At 52.4% G+C, this 22,560-nt stretch carries 15 protein-coding genes; 7 read left to right on the forward strand and 8 right to left on the reverse strand.

Going from position 1 to position 22,560, the window contains the following annotated elements; all coding sequences use genetic code 11:
• The first annotated feature begins 56 nt into the window (after positions 1-56).
• The 7 genes from KP702_RS14195 (at position 57) to KP702_RS14225 (ending at position 9,950) form a co-directional block, all read left to right on the forward strand.
• Positions 57-1,289 (forward strand): MFS transporter, encoded by a 1,233-nt coding sequence (locus KP702_RS14195; RefSeq protein ID WP_202208140.1) that lies wholly within the window; start codon positions 57-59, stop codon positions 1,287-1,289.
• A 1,164-nt stretch (positions 1,290-2,453) separates the two neighbouring features.
• On the forward strand, positions 2,454-4,145 hold the full coding sequence (aspT, locus tag KP702_RS14200; RefSeq protein ID WP_215769266.1) for an aspartate-alanine antiporter: 1,692 nt from the start codon (positions 2,454-2,456) through the stop codon (positions 4,143-4,145).
• A gap of 25 nt (positions 4,146-4,170) precedes the next feature.
• Positions 4,171-5,760, forward strand: a complete 1,590-nt coding sequence (locus tag KP702_RS14205; protein WP_215769267.1) for a bifunctional aspartate transaminase/aspartate 4-decarboxylase — start codon at positions 4,171-4,173, stop codon at positions 5,758-5,760.
• A 98-nt stretch (positions 5,761-5,858) separates the two neighbouring features.
• Complete coding sequence (locus KP702_RS14210; RefSeq protein ID WP_215769268.1) at positions 5,859-6,962, forward strand: asparaginase; 1,104 nt, start codon at positions 5,859-5,861, stop codon at positions 6,960-6,962.
• A 30-nt stretch (positions 6,963-6,992) separates the two neighbouring features.
• Positions 6,993-7,982 (forward strand): transporter, encoded by a 990-nt coding sequence (locus KP702_RS14215; protein WP_252348754.1) that lies wholly within the window; start codon positions 6,993-6,995, stop codon positions 7,980-7,982.
• Positions 7,983-8,350: 368 nt separating this feature from the next.
• A complete protein-coding gene (locus KP702_RS14220; RefSeq protein ID WP_215769269.1) occupies positions 8,351-8,584 on the forward strand; it encodes a hypothetical protein in 234 nt (77 codons plus the stop codon).
• Positions 8,585-8,792: 208 nt separating this feature from the next.
• Positions 8,793-9,950: an aldo/keto reductase gene (locus tag KP702_RS14225; RefSeq protein ID WP_215769270.1), complete on the forward strand. Its 1,158-nt coding sequence runs from the start codon at positions 8,793-8,795 to the stop codon at positions 9,948-9,950.
• Between the two features lie 528 nt (positions 9,951-10,478).
• Here the strand turns inward: KP702_RS14225 and KP702_RS14230 are convergent.
• The 8 genes from KP702_RS14230 to KP702_RS14265 all read right to left on the reverse strand — a co-directional run bounded on the left by KP702_RS14230 (position 10,479) and on the right by KP702_RS14265 (position 22,309).
• Positions 10,479-12,764, reverse strand: a complete 2,286-nt coding sequence (locus KP702_RS14230; protein WP_252348755.1) for a TonB-dependent receptor domain-containing protein — start codon at positions 12,762-12,764, stop codon at positions 10,479-10,481.
• Between the two features lie 490 nt (positions 12,765-13,254).
• On the reverse strand, positions 13,255-14,196 hold the full coding sequence (locus KP702_RS14235; protein WP_215769272.1) for an aliphatic sulfonate ABC transporter substrate-binding protein: 942 nt from the start codon (positions 14,194-14,196) through the stop codon (positions 13,255-13,257).
• Entirely contained in the window at positions 14,193-15,506 is a 1,314-nt protein-coding gene (locus KP702_RS14240) for an LLM class flavin-dependent oxidoreductase (protein ID WP_215769292.1), read from the reverse strand. Before KP702_RS14240 ends, KP702_RS14235 begins: the two co-directional genes overlap by 4 nt.
• A 99-nt stretch (positions 15,507-15,605) precedes the next feature.
• Positions 15,606-17,099 carry an MFS transporter gene (locus KP702_RS14245; RefSeq protein ID WP_202208146.1) on the reverse strand — a complete coding sequence of 498 codons (1,494 nt, stop codon included), beginning with the start codon at positions 17,097-17,099 and terminating at the stop codon, positions 15,606-15,608.
• Positions 17,096-18,529: an FAD/NAD(P)-binding protein gene (locus tag KP702_RS14250; RefSeq protein ID WP_202208147.1), complete on the reverse strand. Its 1,434-nt coding sequence runs from the start codon at positions 18,527-18,529 to the stop codon at positions 17,096-17,098. The genes KP702_RS14245 and KP702_RS14250 overlap by 4 nt, the downstream gene beginning before the upstream one ends.
• On the reverse strand, positions 18,526-19,707 hold the full coding sequence (gene ssuD / locus KP702_RS14255; RefSeq protein ID WP_202208148.1) for an FMNH2-dependent alkanesulfonate monooxygenase: 1,182 nt from the start codon (positions 19,705-19,707) through the stop codon (positions 18,526-18,528). The genes KP702_RS14250 and ssuD overlap by 4 nt, the downstream gene beginning before the upstream one ends.
• Positions 19,704-21,098, reverse strand: coding sequence for an NtaA/DmoA family FMN-dependent monooxygenase (locus tag KP702_RS14260; RefSeq protein WP_252348756.1), 1,395 nt, complete (start codon positions 21,096-21,098; stop codon positions 19,704-19,706). Before KP702_RS14260 ends, ssuD begins: the two co-directional genes overlap by 4 nt.
• Complete coding sequence (locus KP702_RS14265) at positions 21,095-22,309, reverse strand: acyl-CoA dehydrogenase family protein (protein WP_215769273.1); 1,215 nt, start codon at positions 22,307-22,309, stop codon at positions 21,095-21,097. Before KP702_RS14265 ends, KP702_RS14260 begins: the two co-directional genes overlap by 4 nt.
• Between the last annotated feature and the right edge of the window lie 251 nt (positions 22,310-22,560).

Here is a 22,560-nt window from a genome sequence, read left to right on the forward strand (position 1 = left end):
TCGTCCTGAGTATGCCGCATAGCCTGTGTTGCAACAGCAACTCTAAGGACGTTTTCATGAGTGATATATTTTTGGAGCCAACCACCTCGGACATCGGCAGCATAGACGACACCGAGCCTACATCCCCTGCATGGATGGCGGTTTTCTCACTGGCCATGGGGGTTTTCGGACTTCTGACAGCGGAATATCTGCCTGCAAGCCTTCTGACACCCATGGCCGCCGGATTGGGCGTCTCAGAAGCCTTGGCGGGACAGGCGGTCACGGTAACGGCGGTAATTGCCATGTTTTCCGGCCTGCTGACGGCAAGCCTGACGCAACGGGTCGATCGCCGGATTGTGCTCCTTGCGTTCAGTCTACTGATGATCACGTCCAACCTGTTGGCTGCTCTGTCATCCAGCCTCATCGTACTTCTTGCTATGCGGGTCCTGCTGGGTATTGCTCTAGGAGGGTTCTGGAGCATGGCAGCTGCTGTGGCGATGCGCCTTGTTCCAGCGGCGCTCCTGCCACGTGCTTTGTCGATTATTTTTAGCGGCATTTCGGTAGCAACCGTCGTAGCCGTTCCGCTCGGCAGTTATCTGGGCGGCCTGTATGGGTGGAGAGCTGCCTTTTTTGCAGCGGCGGCGCTCGGCGTTCTCACTCTGGCCTTCCAGTTTTTCACACTTCCAGCTCTGAAGCCCCATAGTCCTGCCCGTTTGGGAACTATTCTGGATGTTTTGCGCAGGCCCGGGGTTGGCGTAGGGATGCTCTGCTGTACTCTTGTTCATACAGGTCAATATGCCTTGTTCACCTATATCCGCCCGGTACTGGAAAACGTGATGGTGATCAATGTCAGCGGTCTGGCGCTGGTATTACTGGCTTTCGGCGTCGCAAATTTCATTGGAACACTAGCTGCCGGATGGATACTTGAACGTAGCCTACGCGCTACGCTTGTCGTTATGCCGGTTTTGATTGGGATCGCAAGCTTGGGTCTGATCCTGTTACCTATGGGAATAACTGGTCAGGTGCTGCTGGTGATCCTATGGGGAATGGCTTTTGGTGGCGTTCCGGTGGCGTGGTCGAACTGGGTCGCGCATGCGGTTCCAGATCAGGCTGAAAGCGCGGGTGGAATGGTCGTGGTCTCCGTGCAGTCTGCCATCGCCGCAGGGGCAGCTGTAGGTGGTCTGATGTTCAGTATCGGCGGTGTGGTCGGTGTGTTTGGTGTCGCCAGCGCGATCATGCTTTTTTCCGCTCTGCTGATCGCGCTCCGAGTACGGACCAGCGCCCGTGAGATGAATGAACAAGCAGCCTAGGGACGCGAGCATGGGGTGATTTAAGCGTCTCAACGGCCGCCTACGATCGCATGTCAATAATACGGGTATCTGGAGAGTCCGCCTCTTAAGCTGAATGGCTTATACGAAGGAATTACTGACTGTCCGCTCATTTTCCGTGCTGGCAACAGGCGGCATGCAGAATTTCCGCTTCACGGTACGCGCGGCAAGAACCTCCCATCTCCGGCAGTCTCACAGCAACTCACCCTGAACCGCCGCGGGATTGACGAAGACCGGTATGGATAAATTACCCCACGTGTTGTCCCGGATCATGCCCCGTAAGCCAAGATTGCGTATCAGCCTGGCTACGGTAAAGTGAGCGGCCGTGAAATTTTCCCAACGAAGTTGACGCTAGACCTTGCGCACGATGTGACACCGAAATGTTCGATGAAGACCCGCACGCAGTATCTTCGGGCTTCAAATCTCTATCACGTTGCTATCGAGCTGATCTGCGGCTTGGTTCGCGTCGCTTTCGTAGCCGTTCATAGTAGGCTGACTGGGTAATCTGTAGCATCTTGCAAATCGGCTCGATCCCGTATGCTTTGCGATATCGACGAACCCCGTTATTTCCGAGAGGGGCGGTCAAGGTGCGCTTGGGAGAAATACACTGGTGCCCTGCGCAGAACTTCATTCATCTGATGCACTTCGCGGTTCTCGCGTACCAGCCTCTTGAGCCGACCGGCGGTTTCGGCTGGAACGTTTGCCTGTTTCGACCTTGGCCTTCTTGCCCATTCGTTCAGGGTGTGGGCTGAGCAGCTAATGATTGCCAGCAATCGGCATTATCGCTGTCTAGCTCGAGGGTGCTTGCTTTAGGGTGGTCTTCCTCGATCAAAGTCTCCTAGACAGATCCGGCGCTATCAGAAAAGACTGATTGCATCATGCTTCTCACAAGCAGCGATACAGTCTGTTCTGATATCCAAGCCTATAATGTTCTATAATATTTTAATTACTATGGTAAATAATAATCATATAAAATAAATGTCTTCACGGAGCCGCAATATAAATTATTTAATAATAAATTGTTACAATAACACAATGAGTGCGAATCAGATTAATTATTATTTATTGATTTCTATCAATTGGAATTATACAAATTTGTGTATATCGCAACTTATTGTGTCTGAATAAATACTGAGGAATATCTTTGTGTATGCATTGACGGCACTATTATCTGGCCTATTTGTTGCGTGCCCAGAGATAGCTTTGTTTCTCGCCCTGATTGTCGGTTGCTGGATTGGACGCTTTCGTTTTGGTTCGTTCCAACTCGGTAGTGTCGCGGGCTCTCTGCTGGCAGCTGTCCTGATTAGTCAGGTGGGTGTTCATATTGATTCAGGCATCAAGAGTGTTCTGTTTGCTCTTTTTATCTATGCCGTTGGTTACCAAAGTGGACCGCAGTTCTTTCGCTCATTGGGGCGGCAATCTTTTAAAGAAATTTTGATGGCTGCTGTGCTTGCTATTACGGGGTTGCTCACCGTTGTAGCTGTCGCACGTATTTTCCATCTCGATAAAGGGCTCGCTGCAGGACTTGCAGCAGGGGGCTTAACGCAATCGGCTATTATTGGAACAGCCGGTTCTTCGTTGGAAAAGATTGGTCTGCCTCTTGCGCAGGTGCAGCAGCTTCAGGGCAATGTCGCAGTTGGGTATGCTGTGACGTATATCTTCGGTTCCATCGGCCCTATTCTTTTATGCGTAAACCTGCTGCCGTGGTTCATGAAACGCGGCATCCGAGAAGATGCCATCCGTGCGGAAGCCGAACAGGCAGGTGGCGTACATATTATGGGGGAGGGAGAGGTTTCTGCTTTCCCCAATCTTGTTGGACGGGCCTATCGTTTAACGCATTCTGATCTTACCGTTGCGCGTGTTGAAAGCATGGCCGCAGCTATTACAGTAGAGCAGGTACTGCGTAATGGTAAGGCGGTAGGCGTAGCGTCTGACATGGCTTTAATGCCGGGTGACCAAGTTCTGTTGGTTGGGCAGCGCCAGGATGTTCTGGCTATAGGGCAGAATATCGGTCAGGAAATTGGAGAAATTCCTGGTTTGGATTTTTCCCTTATTCGCCGTGATGTTGTTTTGTCCCGTAAGGATTTTGCGGGAAAAACGGTTGGACAGTGTGCCGAGCTACTTTCGGCTGCTGTGCGTCATGGTGTTTATCTTGTTGCTCTTTCGCGCGCAGGTAAAGCTATTCCCGTAACCAGCACTGCGCTCGTGCAGAACGGGGATATTGTGACTTTGCTTGGTACATCAGTAGATGTGCAGCGAACTGCGTCCCAAATCGGTTCTATTCTTCTTCCTAATATTAAAGCTGATCTTGTTTTTCATTCATTAGGTATAGCTTCCGGTTTGTTGATCGGCTTGGGCGTGATGCACATTGGATCTGTTCCTCTCACTCTTGGAGGTGGTGGTGGCGCTCTCCTGTCTGGCCTGCTGTTTGGTTGGTATCAAAGCCGCCACCCCGTTATGGGCAATATGCCTCAGGGCGCTTCAACCTTTCTGGTGGACTTCGGGTTGGCTGGTTTTGTGGCGGTCACAGGGTTGCAGACGGGTCAGCAGGCCATTGCGACCATCATGCAGCATGGCATTACGCTCTTTCTCTTGGGCGTTATTGTAACATTGGTCCCGCTTATCCTTACCATGCTCTTCGGGCGCTATGTGTTGCGGTACAACAATACAGCTATTTTTGCAGGTGCTTTGGCTGGAGCGCGCAGTGCCAACCCAGCCTTTGGTGAAGTGCTGAACCAAGCGGGTAACGCCGTTCCCACTCCCGCTTTTGCCATTACTTACGCCGTTGCAAACGTTCTTCTGACATTGCTGGGGCCGCTGGTGGTCGCATTTTCCTAAATACTAAAAATAAGGAAACTTAATAATGACGATCGATTATTCGAAATTTCGTGATCTCAGTCCATTTGAACTTAAAGATACACTTATAAACCTGGCATCGTCGAAGGCAGACCGCGTTATGCTTAATGCAGGTCGTGGCAATCCCAACTTTCTAGCTACACTCCCGCGCGCGGCCTTTTTCCTGCTTGGGCAATACGCATTGTCGGAAGCACGTCTTTCTCTGTCCTATCTGTCACCAGGGCTTGGAGGCACAGTGCGGATCGAAGGAATAGAAGGGCGTTTTGACCGCTTTATTGAAAGCAATGCAGATAAAGAAGAAGCAGCTCTTCTAGGGCATGCCCTAAGTTACGTGAGGGATCAGATGGGGCTCCCTCCTGCTACATTCCTTATCGAAATGGTGGAAGGTATTCTGGGGTGTTACTACCCGACCCCGCCACGCATGCTGACCCTGAGCGAAAAAATTGTTGCGCAATACGTGCTGCGTGAAATGGTGGGTGGAAGTGTCGCACTGGATTCCACAGATTTTTTTGCGACCGAGGGTGGCACGGCGGCCATGGCCTACGTGTTCAATTCCCTCAAGCAGAACAGTCTCATCAAAAAGGGAGACAAGGTGGCTATCGGCATGCCCATCTTTTCTCCCTATATCGAAATTCCACAGCTTGAAGAATATGGCCTTGAAGTTGTGCCAGTGCAGGCCGATCCAGCTCTGAATTGGCAGTATCCGGAAGGTGAACTGGAAAAGCTGCGCGATCCGGCGGTAAAAATCTTTTTCTGCGTGAACCCCAGCAATCCCCCATCTGTCAAGATGAACGATGCGTCGCTGGAGAAGATTGCATCCATTGTTAAAGAACGCCCGGATCTGATGATCTTGACTGATGACGTTTATGGCACGTTTGCTGATGGCTTCCGGTCGCTTTACGCAATTTGTCCGCAAAATACGATCCTGGTTTACTCTTTCTCAAAATACTTCGGAGCAACAGGTTGGCGTCTGGGGGTAATCGGCATGCATAAGGAGAATGCTATTGATGCGCGATTGGCACAGCTTCCGGAAGATGCAAAAAATGCACTGGTAAAACGCTATTCCAGCCTGACAACAGATACCGCAAGCTTGAAGTTTATTGATCGATTGGTGGCGGATAGCCGTGCTGTGGCACTGAACCATACGGCTGGCCTTTCGACCCCGCAGCAAGTTCAGATGGTACTTTTCTCATTGTTTGCGCTGATGGATCATGAAGGTCGGTATAAAGCGACGCTCAAGAGCGTCATCCGCCGTCGGGAAGCTGCGCTTTATCAGGAATTGGGGGTAGCGCCAGCAGAGGACGCGAATGCAGTAGATTATTATACCCTGATTGACCTGGAAGACGTCTGCCGCACCCTGTACGGCGACAACTTTGCCCAGTGGATGCTCAAACGTTCCAGCACAGGTGAGATCCTGTTCCGGATTGCGGATGAGACAGGCATTGTTCTGCTGCCAGGCACCGGGTTTGGCGCTACACGTCCATCGGCACGCGCCTCTCTCGCAAATCTCAATGAATTCCAGTACGCGGCGATTGGTCGTTCATTGCGAAAGATGGTTGAGGAATATCACGGCGAATTCGTGAAAACTCCGGAATAATCAAAACTACAGAGCTCCCTTCAAGGATGCTGATGCTGTTTTTAATCACGGGAAGAGAGGGCAGCCCTTTCTCTTCCCGTGCCGGAAAAGTATTCCCTATGTTTTCTAGGCGTGCCCTGCCTCTTTTTGCTGCAACTCTGGGAGTAGCTTCGATTATGCCTGCTTTTTCTCACACAGAAGCCTCAAGCGCTCCTCATGAGATGATCCATCAACAGATAGCGTTACCGCGCGTGCTCGTATTGGCGACTGGTGGCACGATATCCGGAAAGGCCGCCCCTCGGTCCGCCATTGGATACGACGCAGGCGCTGTAACGGGAGAGCAGTTGATTGCTGGTGTGCCGGGGGTCGAAAAACTAGCGCACTTGCAGGTAGAGCAGATCTCCAACATTGCATCCCAGAACATGAACAGCAAAGTCTGGTTCAAAATTGCCGAGCGTATTCAGAAGGCGTTCTCTAATAACGAAGCCGATGCTGTTGTGATCACTCACGGCACTGACACAATGGAGGAGACTGCTTTCTTTCTGGGGACCGTGATTGGAGATGCGCGGCCCGTTATTTTGACCGGCGCTATGAGGCCCAGCACAGCTATTAGTGCTGATGGCCCGGCAAATATGTATGAAGCTGTGAAAGTAGCGGTCGATCCGCAGGCCCGCGGGCGGGGTGTGCTAGTCGTTTTGAATGACGAAGTGCAGTCGGCACGTGGTGTGAGCAAAATGCATACGACGTCTCTTCAGACATTTCGTTCGCCTAATCTTGATCTTGTTGGATATGTTGATCCGGCAAGCGTGCGTTTTATTACTCCGGTAAAGCCTGAGCATCATCTTGCTCTTCCGAGAGATCACAAATTGCCTCCCGTACAGATTGTATATGCCCATGCAGATATGGATGCGCAGCAGATTGACGATGCCGTCAGGCATGGCGCACGCGGTATCGTGATTGCAGGGATGGGGGACGGCAATGTTTCGAGTGATGCCTTGGCTGGCATGGAACGAGCTACGAAGGCCGGCGTAGTTGTCGTGCGCTCTACCCGTGTTGGCAGTGGTTTTGTAAACCGTAATGTAGAAGTTGACGATGACCGCTACGGTTTTGTGGCTTCTATGGATCTGAACCCACAAAAGGCGCGAATACTTCTTCAGCTGCTTCTGGCGAATGGAAAAAACACATCAGAAGATATTCAACCCATCTTCAACGCCGGGCTTTGAGTACGGAAATTTTGTATAACGAGTAATTAAATGAGGGCACGCCTTAAGAATTTATTGCGTGTGGATGAAGAATTGTCTGTTAAAAAAGCAGTTTTTTGCTTTCTGGTATTTGCAGGTGGTTTTTCATCTGCACATGCCGGTCAATGGTATACAGGTTCACTTGTTTCCCCCTCTGGCACAACACGCGAAGGAGTTTTGAATGTCGAACCTTACTATTCTTACAGCCAGCCTTTAGGAAGCTTTGGTCCACACGGGCGAACGCTACCAGCATCTCACCCCTTACAGCGTATGTTTTCAAACTCCACTCTCTGGAAATACGGAATCTCTCAAGACTTCAGTATTCAGATTCATACAATCGTTGATTATGGGTGGAAACATGCTGACGGCCATTCTCATGGCCCCAAAACAGGTGATGTCCCTGTTGATCTGATCTATCGTTTGGTAAGGCCCGACCCAAGACGTTACATTCCTGCCCTTAACCTCTTTGCAGGAATGATTTTTCCTACAGGTGACTACAAAAAACTACACGATATTCAGGATGGGGTAGGGAGTGGCGCTTATGTTTTTCGCTTCGCCTTAACTGCGCAGTCTACTTATACGCTGCCGGGTCATCATGAATTACGTGTACGAGCATGGAACTGGTTTCGGCGGGCAGTTACTTCGGCCACACTGACCGATGAAACAAGTTATGGCACGGCCTATGGTTTCCGGGGGCGTGGCAGGCCGGGAATGAGTGGACAAAGCGGGTTTTCGTTGGAGTATGGCTTGACCCAGAAGTGGGTCTTGGTCATGGATCTTGCGCGAGATTGGTCGAATGGTTCAGTCTTGCGTGGGCACGATAGTAACGGAACTTATGTCAGTAAAATGGGATCTGCTAACACAGATTGGCAAATTGCTCCGGCTTTTGAATACAACTGGAATGCAAATTGGGGCATAATTGCGGGGGCAGCGTTTTATTTTTCTGGTCACAATAAAAATATCCAAGTCTCCCCGCAATTTGCACTTAACGCCATGTTCTAGCTCAAGTTGACAAAAGATCTATACAATATGCCGATACCTGATTCACTTTCTGCTTGTGCTATATAAGGACAAAGAGAGCAGGTATGACACGAGGTAATCTGATAGATCTGGAATGGTTGATGATTGAGCTTTTTTTGCCTCCAAGCGAAGGTAGAGGGCTCCCAACCGGAAATAATTGCCTGTTTTCAAAGATATGCTGCGTGACCTGCGCACAGACTGTCTGGGGGAGGCATGCATGAGTCACACGGCAAATGGAACTTGGTTTATGTTCGGTTTGTCGGTGGGCTGAACAGAGCGCCTGGGATGCCCTCTCGGCTTTACCCTCACAGGGGCGGTAGGTCTCAGACTACAAAGCCATATGTGCCCGGATGGAACTGCCGGTTTCAAATTCCGGGGCCATGCTGGCTGATTGGGTGTATGATAGCGACAGTTTCCGTCAGGATCTGCCGCAGCATGGTATCGTGCCGGACATTCCATCACGCAAAGGCCAAAGTGCGTCGCAGAAAATAGACTGGCGGCGTTACCGAGATCGCAACGGCATCGAACGGATATTCAATTATCGCTGCAAGGCTTTTTGGGGATCAGGTCTTTTGTCAACGTGAACTAAGGAGCGGGGCGCAGACCGTAGAACTCTCCGTACAAAGTGGATAGGGAAATGCTCTCTTTGGCACGGCGGGATTGCGGTTTCTTGAGAAGTAAGTTGAAGGGGGATGACACAATGACGTGACCTTCCTTCAGTAGCTCCGGAAAGTTTCGAACTTCAACGGATTACAGACATTAAAAGCCACATCCATCTCATGTGAGGACGCGATGACAGCCACCCGCCGCAATCTTCTCGCCCTTTCGGCCTTGGGAGGCGCAGCCGCGCTGATGCCCCGAAGCGGACAGACCCAGGATGCACAGCATGCTGGAGATGTTACCCCGACCAGGGGGGACATTGTGCGTGATACGCTCCCAGTGAATGTAACGCAGACGGGCCAGCGGTTTCGTCCTCCGACGCGCATTGGACTTGGTGGGGTCCCGATTGGAAATGGCTTTGCCGCTGGTACGGATGAAGATGCTGAAGCCACGTTGGAAGCAGCCTGGGCTTTAGGGATACGCTATTTTGATACGTCGCCTTGGTATGGTCTGGGCTTGAGTGAGCGTCGGTTTGGCCATTTTTTGCACACGCGGCCACGGGATGAATTTGTTCTGTCCACCAAGGTTGGCCGATTGCTAACCGCCGCTCCACAGCCGTCTAGTGGCACAATGTGGCATGATCCGTCTCCTTTCGCCTACCGCTATGACTACACGGCAGATGGCGTTCGACGGTCAATCGAGGACAGCCTTCAGAGACTGGGAATTTCCCGGCTTGATATCGTCTACATTCATGACCTTTCTCCAGAAAACAAGGATATGGGACAGCGTTGGACGGCTTATTTCGATCAAGCCGCTAAAGGCGCCATTCCGGCGCTGACCAGGATGCGGGAGGAAGGTCTCATCAAGGGGTGGGGGCTCGGGGTTAATACGCCTCAGGCTGTCCTGCGAACCCTTGAGATCGGGGACCCGGATATTGTCCTTCTGGCAACGCAATATTCCATTCTACGGCATGACGAAGCTCTGACGCATACTTTGCCTGCGCTTGCCCCTCGTGGCATTTCGGCCGTTATCGGCGCGCCTTTGAATGCAGGTTATGCTGCCGGACGCAATCGCTATGATTATGGCGGCACTATTCCATCCGGGATGGGGCGTAAGCGGGCGGCAATGGAAGTTATAGCCAAGAAGCACGGAATTGACCTTCGTACGACAGCACTTCAGTTCGCAGCCGCTCATCCGACAGTCGCAGCCGTCATTCCGGGTGCGCGTAATGCTGCCCAGATGCAGGCTAATGCGAAATCCATGGAAGTCTCGATTCCGACGGCATTTTGGGATGAACTCAGGAAGAACAATCTAATTGCGCAGACTGCACCTGTTCCTGCTCCAGTGTAACTACAAACTGGGCAGGTAGAGCGTTTGGTATCGCTTTTTTCTAAGGCATGGAAAGAGGTTTAGATCTTTTCCTGAGGAGAATATCATTTATTTTGGAAATGGTCGGAAGAGTAGGCACCAAGAGCGACTTGGAATTTGTTGAAACTCTTGATTGCTCACGCTATGGTTATTTTTTTGATAATAGTATATAGTTTCCCATGCTAGTGTGGAATAACACACAATAACTACGAATAATCGGTTAGAGAAACATTATCTATAATACTTCAAGGTCTGCGTACTACTTGAAGAGACAATGCATTTCCTGTTTGCTGGGGCGCAGGTTGTCATCTTAGAAAAGCAATATCTGAAATACTTCTAATATCCTTCCCTGCAAGACAGATTTGCGCTGGATGCAACCGAGGGGCGATTATGCTTTTTTTTATCAACAACCGCTGGATCCTGTTTGCCCCATGTTTGGAATGTAGGAGCAAGAGGGGGCCAGCGGTATGTCTCACTTGTGGTTATTGAGATGGGCTCTGAGAAGCATCTTTAGTTGTTTAGTCCGATCGAAATTCCCGCGAATATACCAAACCCGTCTCCCGGCTGCATGACTGAGAGCTGTCGGCCTCCTGCGATATATCCAGGTACCACAATGGAGGCATAATGTTTGTTGGTCAGATTGTTAAAAGACAGGAAGACTTGCCGGTGTTTCCCGGGCCATTCATAGCCAATGTTGGCATTATAGATATGATAAGAAGGCGCGAAATAAGTGTCGTCGTAAGACCCTGAAACCTTTGACGAAACCTGTGTATTGAACCTGGCATAAAAGCCATTTTTCAGGTCAAGACGGACTTCTCCCTGATAGAAATGAGCAGGAATTCCTGGAAGCTTGTTCCGGCCGAAAACGGCATCATTTTTGAAGTGAAAATCCTGGTAGGTATAGGATTGACGTAAGGCTAGTGTTCCGCCGGACCATTTATACAGATCTGTCTCCAGAGACGCTTCCACACCCTGATGCACGGTTGGGGACGCGTTTGAATAGGTCGCGTTCCCATAAAGTTGTGACAATGGGGTCATGACAGACAGAAGTTCATTCCTCACAGAGGAATAGTAGTATGTCAGGCTCCATTTATTGTGTAGCCAGTTGCCCGTCGTACCAATTTCATACGTTGTTGCTGTCTGGTTTTCGAGGCTGGCTCCCGTTGCAGTCAAGCCTGCTGCAGGACCGGTTGTGTAGTTTGCTCCAGACAGAAGTTGCCAGTCATTAGGCGGCTGAAAACTGCGACTGACGTTCCCATAAACCGAGACATGCGGACTGATGACATACCGAAATCCCCCACGCGGGGTAAAGCCCACGGCCGAGGTGCCAAGAGAGCTTTGCGTAGGGTACGTCACAGCGGTAGAGCGCTGCACAAAGTCCAGTGCTCCAGCGGCGGTCAGCCAGAAATTATGAAAGAGCTCAAAGTTGTCTCTGATGTGGAAATAGTTGTCCGTTCCGCCATATGTGGCGTGTCGAAGCTTTGTTCCAAGCGGAATGCCAGCATAAGTGCCGGTATACGTTCTGGTGCGCGTAGTTTGCCAGGCGTCCAGATCGCTATAGGTGTCGATCCCGAACAGCATATCATTGCTGCGGCCCCACAGCTTGTCTTTCCGGCTGTATCGGATCACGCCCGCAATCGTCTTGTATCCCCAGATGCCCGCAGTTGTGCCATTCTCAATATCAATCGGAGCATCCTGATAATCAATTCCCAGCTCCAGTTTGGAATGATCGTCAATCCGGATGGTTGTCATGTTGCCATACCATTTTGAGCCCGGCTGAATGCGCTTGGAATGAAGCGCAACATAAGTCGATTGTGCCTGTTTCGGATTATCAATGATCTGATCTCGCGTCAGAAATCCTGGATATCCGTTTTGCGTCTGTCGATACCGGAAGAAGAACCGCGTGGAGACTTTATCATTAAAGCGGTATCCGTAGTTTGCGTTAACACCAAAACTGCTGGCCGCTGTCTGCTGCTGGTAGCCGCCTCGATAGGACTTGGTGATACTGACATAGTAGTCAGACTTCCCAATGACTTTTCCGGAACTGATCTGCTGCTTGTTATAGTTGAAGCTGCCTGCTTCTGCCCGAACCTGGAATAAGTCCGCATCATACCCCGTCGGGGTGACGTAGTTGATAGCGCCACCAAGTTGTACGCCGCCATAGTCAAACGCATTGGCGCCACGAAGCACTTCTGTATAACGCACGCCGAGTGTTTCAAATAATTCGTAAGGCGTGCCAGCCGGCGTCGTTACGGGGAGGCCGTCAAACATCATCAGAATGCCTGAACGAAAATAGTTTGTACCTGTTTGAATTCCGGAACCACGGATAGACAGACGCAAGCCATCACCTCCACCCGAACTCTGGGCAAAAACACCTGGCTGGAACGCAAGAACGTCAGCGTTAGTGAAGTTTCGGCCTTTCAGAACCTCGTGCGCGTCAATCACACTGACGCCACCGGGGATAGTGCTTAATGCTGCCTTCGATTGATCGACCACAGAGCGTCGACGGGTGGAAACCTTGATTGTTTCACTTGTCGGGGCGACGAAGGGTTTGGGCGCAGCAGAGCGATGAACCGCCTCAGAAGACTGTGTCCCACTAACGGCAGAGGGGGGTGTTACGAGTTTTTTACTCGAAGTGCCTGTACGGTGATGAGTTGGATGAGTTTTGTACTCTGCCGCTTCGCTCATGAGTGGCGTCATTGCGACCGCGCTTAACAAGAGGGAAGACAGGCGGCCATGGGGTACACCAAGGCGAAAACCTGTATGGGAATGCACCTGATTTTTCTTGCTCTTCATTTTCAAGCTCATTCTGAGGCGCAATTTTGCCCCATGTTTATTGATGCTCTGGCTCACATTTGGAGCTCTGAATTTTCAGGTGTGAATTCTGTAGCCGCACCTGCAACGGAGACTAATGCGGTATCTCTGGTCTCTTTCGTTTAATCGAAAGATAGAGAACACAGCATTGTTGCTTTGAGTGGGCGTGACGAAACTTCACAACAAGGCTTATTGCCTTTTAGGCATCACCGCGCTGACATCGCATCCAAGTATTCCTTACCTAAAGACATATCACCAAACACGATGGTTAAAAAACTATATTACTTTTTTAGTTAGATTTATACAGGCGCATATATGATTATTAATCAGATCTTATATGAAAATCTCTGAGTGATAAGGGCGGTGATGGAATTCCGTCTTAATAAAGTGAAACGGCTAACACAGCTTGAATCGTTCCTTTCAATGGCTCTCTTGGCACGATCGGTAGTGAAATTTTTTACGCTTCTGATGATCACTTCCAGATCGCTGAAGCGATATCAATGTGTGAAGTTAAAAGTCCTTCCTTTAAAAATCCGTCAGCAACCTGTTGCTGTTCCTGAATAATATCTGCGCTCATAGGCGCATAACCAAAATCACGTGTCTTGATTGCAGAATATACCGTATCGTACGGCAGTCCTGTTCGTGTTGCGAGAAGATGGGAAACTTCGGGCTTATGGACTTGTGCCCAGACATCCGTTTGAGCGATCTGGTGAAGTGCTTCCCGAAGAAGATCAGGCTGACTTTCTGAAAATCCACGGCGAGCCAGGAAAAACTCTCGATTGGCGACCATATCCTGTGCGGTTGTCAGAATGCGTGGCCCACTGGACAGCGCTCCGGACAGATAGGGGTCCCATATTGCCCATGCATCGATCTGGCCGCTTTCAAAGGCCGAGCGAGCAGAGGGGGGCGTGAGATAGGCGGGTTTGATATCATGAAAAGATAGCCCGGCTTTATGCAGGGCCTGAAGAAGAAACCAATGGACGTTGGACGCGCGATTGAGAGCGATCCGCTTGCCCTTTAGGTCCGCTACGGTGCGGATCGAACTGTCTTTGGGGACAAGAATGGCTTCGGCTAGTGGGGCAGGAGGCTCATGTCCGACATAGACAAGTGCACCGGGGCTTGCGGCGGCTGCAAACACTGGCGGAGCATCGCCGGTCTGTCCCAAATCAAGTGCTCCCGCGACAAGTGCCTGCAGGAGCTGTGGGCCAGCCACGAATTCGGACCACACGACATTCGCGCGGCCCGCTAATGCCTTTTCCAAGGCGCCAGATGCTTTGAGAATAACCAGGGTGCTGTAACGCTGGTAGCCGATGCGGATAATCGGTGTTGCTGCGCGAGCTGGCGAGGCAAGGGTGAGTGCAAGAGTGCCAAAAAGTAGGTGGCGACGCTTGATAATGGCGTGTGTATCAGTCATGGAGCCGCCGTGTTGTATTGTGGTTCAGATGTTCCGAAGAGCTTTTCCCGTAGAGTTCCGGGTTGATATTCTGTCTTGTAACGGCCACGCTTTTGAAGCTCTGGCACGATATAAGTCACGAAGTCCTCGAAGCTTCCTGGGGTGATGGCGTAAGCGAGATTGAGACCGTCAATACCTGTGTCTTCAATCCATTTTTCAATCTGATCCGCGACTTTCTGCGGACCACCAACGAACGTTACGCCCATCCCCCCGATTGCCGCATGTTCTGCGAGTTCCCTTACGGTCCACACCCGTTTGGGATCTACAACGGTCAAGGCATCGATGGCGGAGTGAATGGCGTCATTACGAATATGACGGACAGGATCATCGAGATCGAAGGTCGAAAAATCGATCCCGGTCCATCCTGACATGAGCGTCAGAGCACCTTCGTGACTGACATACTTTCTGTATTCCGCCCATTTTTCTAAAGCGGCCTCATCGTTTTCGGCCGTTACGATGGTTACGAGAGAGAAAATCTTGAGTGATTTTCGTGACCGTCCTGTGCGCTGGAGCTCTGCTTCCAGCCCTGAAACGGCATGTTTCGCCACTTCTTTGGATGGGCCAGCAATAAAGACGCATTCAGCGTAATCTCCGGCAAAAGCCCGCCCTTTACTGGAAGTTCCGGCTTGATAGAGGACGGGTGTTCGCTGAGGTGAGGGTTCACAGAGATGAATTGCATCTACCTCAAAGTATTTTCCTTTATGCTGAAGGCGATGAACCTTTGTGGGATCCGTAAAGATCCCACTTTTTCTGTCCCGACGGACGGCGCCGTCCTCCCAGCTTTTTCCCCACAGACCTTGAAGAACCTGCATATAATCACGCGCGACATCGTAACGCTCATCATGAGATGTCTGTTGTTGCTGACCAACGCCTTTTGCGGCGCTGTTCAGATAACCCGTTACAATGTTCCATCCCATCCGCCCGTTGGTAAGGTGATCCAGGGTGCTGATGCGGCGAGCAAAGGGGTAGGGATGTTCGAAAGAGAGGGTTGCCGTCAGCCCAAAGCCCAGATTTTCAGTGACCGCGGCCATGGCGGAAATCAGCATGGCCGGATCATTGACGGGAACCTGAGACGCATTGCGTAATGCCGCTTCCGGGCCGCCTCCATATACATCGTAGATGCCAAGAACATCTGCGATGAAAAGGCCGTCGAACAGTCCATGTTCAAGCGTTTTCGCCAGGTTCGTCCAGTATCCGATGGTGTTGTAATGCCATGACTGATCGTCCGGATGCCGCCATAGGCCGCTTGCCTGATGAGAGACGCAATTCATATCAAATGCGTTTACGGGGATAAAAGACACATGCGCTCCTTAACAACGATCACGGTAGGACGGCGGGGTGTTGCGACGTGAAAATGCGGCTCAGTTCACTCAGCCCTGATTGAAGAGGGCTGAATGCTGAAGAGATGTGTCTTGTCGGGCGGCTGGCCTTAGGACGCCCTTCAATGTGTCGTCGCCATCCGGGTCATAATTGAAGACATCCCAACGGATCACCTGATGCAATGTCAGACCGATCAGAGGGGCGCTCAAAATGAACCAGAAAAGGTTCGTTCCGAAATTTGCGTAGAGGCTGGGTAGAGCCCACATGGCCATCGTAGCGCCCAGGCCAGAAATCAGCCTGTTCATGCCAATGCCCACGCCCCGGATTTCGGTCGGGTAGGTGAGAGTGGCGTAGATCATCTGTTGGCAGCCGGGTCCGAAGCCTTGACCGAAGAGATACCCAGCGAAGCCACCGAGAACCGCTATGACACCTGCCGTGGAGTGTGGTGTGCCGACAATCGCCAGCGTTCCTATGGAAACAGCCTGAAGAATATATCCAACGATATTGACCTTGCGCGACGACACGTACCGCGCCAGACGAACCCCGATCAAACCGCCCGTAAATGCAAAGACAAGGTTCAGGATGATTGATGTAATCAGAACCTGCTTACGGTCGAGGTGCAGCATTCCTGCGAGCAAACTCGGCGCCCCAAACGCGATTGCCGCGTACGAATAAGCACTGACAATGGAAATGGTACTGACAAGAATTCCACGTTTGAGCAGGGGCTGACGGAAGAGCGGGGCAATCCCATGAGGTTGTGGCCGGATAGGCGGAGCTTCAATCTGAAGAACGGGATCAATGCCATGAGACGCCCGTAAAATCTCCGCTGCTTTCTCCAGATCGCCGTTCCGGGCGATCCAGATAGGGGATTCACTCATGTATCGGTTACGGACGAGGATGATCAGAAGCGCAGGAAGCGCCCCGAAGGCCAGTGAAGCGCGCCATAGCCAATCCGGGTGGGCGGTAGGAACGACCGCGTCTAGGGCAAAAACGAGGAAAAAGCACAGTGAAGAGGCGGCATACCACGTTGGGCACCATGCTGCAGCTCGGCTCGCTTTGCTTCCTTTTCCACTCAGCTTTGAAAACTCTGACAGGAACGCCATGGCCACAGGCAGGTCCATTCCGACACCAAAACCCATAGCGAAACGGGCAAGGATCAGGATGGTGGCAGTGGGGGCCATGCCTGCCACGAGGGCCGCGATGACAAAGCAGATCATATCCGCCATGAAAACGGCGTATCGCCCAATCCGGTCAGTCAGCCATCCGCCTGCAATGCTCCCGACAATCGTCCCGGCACTCATCGCTGCTGCAACCATGCCGGTGGCAGATGTCGTGAGACCAAAGTGCTTTTGTACGTCACCAATGCCGTAGGACAGCGTCGTCAGGTCATAGGCGTCAAGAAAGACACCGCCGAGAGCAAGGGCAACAATGATGTTTGCGTGACCGCCGCCCTGAGGTCCTGCGTTGACGATGGCAGAAACATCATCTGCATGACGGATTACGGGGCGGGGCGTTCCGGATGCGGCAGTTTGAGCAGACGTCATAAGTGCACCTGTTCAGAGTATATCGAGATCTGAAGAATATCGGCCAGCCTGGAGGCTACAGACTGGGAGTTGGCCGTTACCTCCGGGAAGCCCATCAGCTCACCGAAAGTCCCGCGGGAAAGCGGGCCAGCGACAAGGAGGCCCGACACTGGCAGGCCGTCGACAAGTGCTGAGTGATCTTTGTCGGTCCAAAGCCCGAGACCAACAGGATCTCTCTGCACAAAGCCATCCTGAGCCAGACGGGAAAGAAAACCAGGCTTGGTTAGAATGCCTGCATGGTCAGGGCCGGTGGTATTGATCAGGATGTCTGCATGGACCGTGCGGCTTCGTTCCCCACGCTCCCGAAGGTGTAGAGTAAGGCCATCAGGGGCGGCTTCTGCGCTCTCAACCCGAGCAGCAAGCACTGTGAGTAACCCTGTTTCTGATCTCAGGTTTAAAGCGCGTTCGACCTGTGGCGCGATCCGAAAACGATGGACATCCCAGAATGGTCGAAGATGGCGGACAAGACGACGCTGTTCCACGACCGGCAGAGCCGTCCAGATGGTCTTCCCTTGGCGACGTACAGCATCAAGCGTGTCTTGCCATGGCCTTTCAGAGGCAGAAGCAAGGGTCTTGCGAATACGTCTGAGCAGACCCCGCGCCGTCTGTTCGGGGTTGGTGGAAAAATCCCCAAATAGACTGGCAGGCCCATGTGAATGCCCTCGGGAGCGCAGACCACGGCGAGAGACCGCAGTGATAGGGCCAAGATGCCCCTGTGCTGCGAGAGTTGCCACAACATCTGCCATCGTGAGCCCGGTACCTATAATGGCAATCCGTGCCCGAGGGTCTATGGTCTTGAAGACATCTTTTGCCCACGGATCAGAGATTACTCGCGGATCGTGCGCGATCCCTTTGAGTGGGGTCGGCAGCGCTGGGGCAGGATGCGAAGTCGCAATGACAACATAGGCAGCAGTATAAATCGCGCCGTGGGCGGTCCGGATCTGCCAGTACTTGCCGGTATGATGTACAGACACCACAGTGTCCTGAACATGCTGAAGTGTCTCATTGACGAGAAATGGCGTTATTCTCTCAAAAAGATAACGACCAAACTCTGCACGCGTCGGATAAACGTCTCCAGAGGGCAAGAATGCTTCCGGATCACAGGTTTTATGACTGTGCCATTTGAACCAGTCCGCAAAGTCGTCAGGTCTTTCTGTATCGATGCTCATCCGCGAAGCGGGCACATTGATTCGATGTTGCGGGTCCTTGCTGCCATAGGCGACGCCTGCGCCCAACCGGGGGCGAGGCTCGAAGATCACAACGCTACCAGCACCCAGATCTCGGCGTTTACGAAGAAGATGGTACGCAATCATCGTGCCGGTCGCTCCGCCACCGATAATTGCTACAGGGGCAGAAACTGGCAGACGGCTGAGCTGGACTTCCGCGTTCATGAAGAGGCTTGGGCCGGGCGATAGGAGTTGGCAATCGTCTCGCCAAACGGCCCCATATTGTTCAGACCGCCGGCTGCCCGTGTCGGATGGGCCGTCGGAAGTAGCGGAAGGACCAGTTCGCCAAAGCTGTAAGCTTCTTCCAGATGAGGGTATCCAGAGAGAATGAAGCTGTCGCAACCAGCGCGTCTGTATTCATCAATCCGCTCGGCAATGGTGGCCGGATCACCGACAAGAGCCGTGCCAGCTCCACCTCTGACCAGCCCGACGCCAGCCCAGAGGTTGGGACTGACTTCCAGCTTGTCCCGTCGTCCGCCATGCAGGGCGCTCATGCGGGACTGCCCTACAGAGTCTAGCCTTGAGAATACAGACTGGGCCTGCGCGATGGTCGCATCATCAAGGCGGGAGATCAGACGGTTTGCCGCAGCCCAGGCCTCTTCAGTTGTCTCACGAGCGATGACATGAAACCTGATCCCGAAACTGACTTCGCGTCCTTCACGAGCTGCGGCCTCGCGAACACGGGAAATTTTTTCCTTAACAAGTTCCGGTGGCTCTCCCCACGTCAAATACTTGTCGATCCGCTTGGCCGCGACCTGAATTCCTGCCTCAGAAGAACCGCCGAAATACAGAGGTGGGCCGCCAGCCTGATGTGGCGGATAAAGGATCTGGCCGCCCGCAATATGAAAGTGCTTACCCTCGTGATTGACGGTGTCACCCTTGAGAAGGCGAGAGTAGATCGACAGGAATTCGTCAGTAATTTCGTAGCGGGTGGCATGGTCGAAAAAGAGACCATCTCCCTCGTTCTCTTTCGGATCTCCGCCGGTCACAACGTTGATTAGCAAGCGCCCTCCGGATAACCGATCAAGGGTTGCCGTCATACGTGCCGCGAAGGTTGGAGACTGTAACCCAGGGCGCACGGCCACCAGAAATTTCAGCCGTTCAGTGGACGTAATAAGGGAGGACGCAACGATCCAGGAGTCTTCGCAACTCCGACCTGTGGGGAGGAGGACGCCGTAATATCCCAAACTGTCCGCAGCCCGTGCGACCTGTTGGAGGTAAGGCAGGTCAACGCTGCGGCCACCTTCCTGCGTTCCCAGATATCGGCTGTCTCCATGAGTTGGAAGGAACCAAAGAACGTTGATTTTCTCGGGGACACCCCCGATGGCGGCATTTGTGATCATGAGAAACTCGCTGTCTGGGCGTGAACGGGTAGGGGGAGCTGATGGGCCGGATGACTTGTCGGAAGGCGATCAAAACCGAACAGGCGATGACGCAGTGTCTCTGGATGGGTATTGCGCTCTGGCAGACGACCACGCTTGCGAAGCTCAGGGGCGATCAGCTCTCCAAAATCTCTGGCCGTCTCAAACGTGTGGTATTGGCGGAGGTTAATCCCGTCGATGCCGTCTTCGTCGAGCCAGTCCTCAACAGCATCCGCGATCTGGGACGGGGTGCCGGCGACGAAAAAACGGCCCTGTTCAAAGCTGGCAATCTGGTCCAGTGCGCTGCCAACTGTTTGATCGGGGCCAAATCGACGCCCCATGTTTCCAAACGGACGCCCCGATTGCTCAAGCGCCTCACCAATGGTCAGGGAGCGGTCAAAATTCCGCAAATCAATCTCGGCCTGCGCGTGGACATGAGCGGCCTCAACGCTATAGCGCTCACGGTAGCGGTTCAGCTTCTCCTGAGCCTCGACTTCTGTATTCCCAGCGATGAGCCCGGCCATGACGTAGAATTTCAGGTCGTTGGGGTCTCGACCGTTTAGAGCTGCCTGTTCGCGTGTCTGGGCGATGTTATGGCGAATTTCCTCGCCTGTACGGCCACCAATGAAAACGGCCTCCGCATGACGGGCTGCAAATTCTAGGCCACGCTTGGAGCCGGTCGCCTGGAATAAAACGGGCGTGCGCTGGCGTGTGGGCTGCACAAGATGTGGACCCTCAACCTGATGATGCCGACCCTTGTGGTTGATGTAATGGACGCGATCAGGGTGCGTAAAAACGTCCTTCTCGCGATCAATAACCAGAGCGTCTTCGTCCCAGCTCTGCTCCCAGAGCTTGTAGAGAACCTCAAGATATTCCTCAGCCCGCTCGTAACGCTCGTCGTGCTCGATTTCGTCCGCGAGGCCGAAGTTTCTGGCGGCGTTTGGCAGGTAGGAGGTCACAATGTTCCAGCCAACACGCCCTTCGGTTAGAAGATCCAGCGTGCTCATACGTCGCGCAAAGGCAAACGGTGGCTCATAAGTCGTTGAGAATGTCGCGGCGAACCCCAGCCGAGTGGTGACAGCGGCCATAGCCGGGATCAGGGAGAGCGGATCGAGGTTGGGGATTTGCACCCCGAGCCGAAGGGCAGGGTCAAGTCCGTTAAAACGGTCATAAACCCCGATGACATCGGCAAGAAAAATTGCGTCGAAGCCTGCGTCTTCCGCGAGGCGCGCTTGCTCCAGCCAGAATGCCATTTCTCCAAAACGGTGGCGATTGTTGTCAGGCGCCGTCCACATTCCGTGGACGATGTGACTCACGCAAGCCATCTCAAACAGATTGACTTTTAACTGCTTAGGGGCCGATGTCTTACTCATGCTGGCTCCTTGGAGAGACTTTTCTTCAGACCTTCACGGTACGGCGTCCAAAGCGGGGTATCGTTCAAGGCCAGATCCCCGAGTTCCCGACGGCGCTGGGCCGCAGGGTTATGTGAGGACAGAACGCGAGCATTGCGCCAATGGCGATCCAGATTTCTGGTCTGACTGGTGGCCGATGCGCCGCCAACTTCAAAAAGTAAATTTGCGGCTTCAAGCGTTTGATCAATAACGATTTGCTGCGCTTTGAAGGCGGCTTCTTCTGCCTCACTAAACGTAACGCTTTCGGTATCGCCCTTTAGCCACGCGGGCTCAGCCTCCGTCAAAGCGTCCGAAACGCGATCGACCAGAGCAGACGTTGAGAAGGCAAGAGCAGACAGTCGCCCAACGACGCCCTGAACAACGGAATCTTCCCGTTGGATAACTTTGCCGGGAACACCGAAGGTTCGCGTTCGGGGCCGCACAAAGTCAATCGCATCGCGCAGTACGGCGGCTGAAATTCCTGCCAGAGCTGCAAGATGAAATTGCTGATAGTACGCGGCGAGATAAGAATGCGCAGGAATATTTCCGGGCTCGGAGCGGTCCAGAATTTGTGTCGGAGCAATTAAAACGTTGTCGAAAACAGTTGTCCCGCTGCCTGTCAGGCGCTGACCAAAACCGTCCCAGTCGTCAATTCGTGTGACACCTGAGGCCTCTGAAGGGACCAGAACATGCGCGCGCTGTTCTCCCTCTGCGGCCCAGACAATGATCCAGTCAGCATAGAGGGTGCCAGTCGAATAGTATTTTGTACCATTCAGCCGATACTCTTGTCCGTCGGAACTCAGTTGCGTCGACACGCCCGTTTCGTCTGAGCGTTCCGCCATCGCCGCGCCAAAAAGAGCGCCATCACGGATGCGGTCAAACCATTCGGCAGATTTGTGTGAATGGCGGAGCCTGCCTTCAATAAAGGCAAAATGAGCACGGAAAATCTGTGGAAGGTTGGAATCTGCTGTCGCTAGCTCTTTCAGTAGGGTGAAGCTCTGTTTCAAGGAAGCTCCATACCCGCCCAATTTACTTGGAAGGCGGACGCGTCCCAGTCCCGCAGTTTTCAGATCCTGCACAATGCTTCTCACAAGCGCAGGGTCGTGCTCGAACTCCCGTGATGCACGCGTTATCGTTTCTATGATCGGCTGAAAGCGTTCTCTGGCAGAGACGAAATTGGCGGAAGAGGACATATAACGACACCTAACGAATATAAGGCGGAATTAACTAGTTTTCGTAGTTCATGATGCGCACCAAACTGAGATAAGCGTAATTTTTAATTCGTCATCTCTCCCATTAATTATTTCAATAGGAACTCAAAGAACGGCTCTTTCCCTAGGTTTTATGGGGAAAATTGTGCCTTTTAAATACAACATTAAAAATACGTTGTTATTAACGTTCATACATTTGGATATGTGAATAAAGGAATCGTCGGTAGGAAATG

The sequence above is a fragment of the Gluconobacter sp. P5B12 genome, from assembly GCF_018812035.1.
Lineage (GTDB): Bacteria > Pseudomonadota > Alphaproteobacteria > Acetobacterales > Acetobacteraceae > Gluconobacter.

Coding starts and splice junctions, on each gene's coding strand:
- KP702_RS14210 (WP_215769268.1), top strand. CDS start 5,859: ATGTTTTCTAGGCGTGCCCTGCCTCTTTTTGCTGCAACTCTGGGAGTA.
- KP702_RS14205 (WP_215769267.1), top strand. CDS start 4,171: ATGACGATCGATTATTCGAAATTTCGTGATCTCAGTCCATTTGAACTT.
- ssuD (WP_202208148.1), bottom strand. CDS start 19,707: ATGATCACAAATGCCGCCATCGGGGGTGTCCCCGAGAAAATCAACGTT.
- KP702_RS14260 (WP_252348756.1), bottom strand. CDS start 21,098: ATGAGTAAGACATCGGCCCCTAAGCAGTTAAAAGTCAATCTGTTTGAG.
- KP702_RS14230 (WP_252348755.1), bottom strand. CDS start 12,764: ATGAAGAGCAAGAAAAATCAGGTGCATTCCCATACAGGTTTTCGCCTT.
- KP702_RS14220 (WP_215769269.1), top strand. CDS start 8,351: ATGGAACTGCCGGTTTCAAATTCCGGGGCCATGCTGGCTGATTGGGTG.
- KP702_RS14215 (WP_252348754.1), top strand. CDS start 6,993: ATGAGGGCACGCCTTAAGAATTTATTGCGTGTGGATGAAGAATTGTCT.
- KP702_RS14235 (WP_215769272.1), bottom strand. CDS start 14,196: ATGACTGATACACACGCCATTATCAAGCGTCGCCACCTACTTTTTGGC.
- KP702_RS14240 (WP_215769292.1), bottom strand. CDS start 15,506: ATGAATTGCGTCTCTCATCAGGCAAGCGGCCTATGGCGGCATCCGGAC.
- KP702_RS14195 (WP_202208140.1), top strand. CDS start 57: ATGAGTGATATATTTTTGGAGCCAACCACCTCGGACATCGGCAGCATA.
- KP702_RS14250 (WP_202208147.1), bottom strand. CDS start 18,529: ATGAACGCGGAAGTCCAGCTCAGCCGTCTGCCAGTTTCTGCCCCTGTA.
- KP702_RS14245 (WP_202208146.1), bottom strand. CDS start 17,099: ATGACGTCTGCTCAAACTGCCGCATCCGGAACGCCCCGCCCCGTAATC.
- KP702_RS14225 (WP_215769270.1), top strand. CDS start 8,793: ATGACAGCCACCCGCCGCAATCTTCTCGCCCTTTCGGCCTTGGGAGGC.
- KP702_RS14265 (WP_215769273.1), bottom strand. CDS start 22,309: ATGTCCTCTTCCGCCAATTTCGTCTCTGCCAGAGAACGCTTTCAGCCG.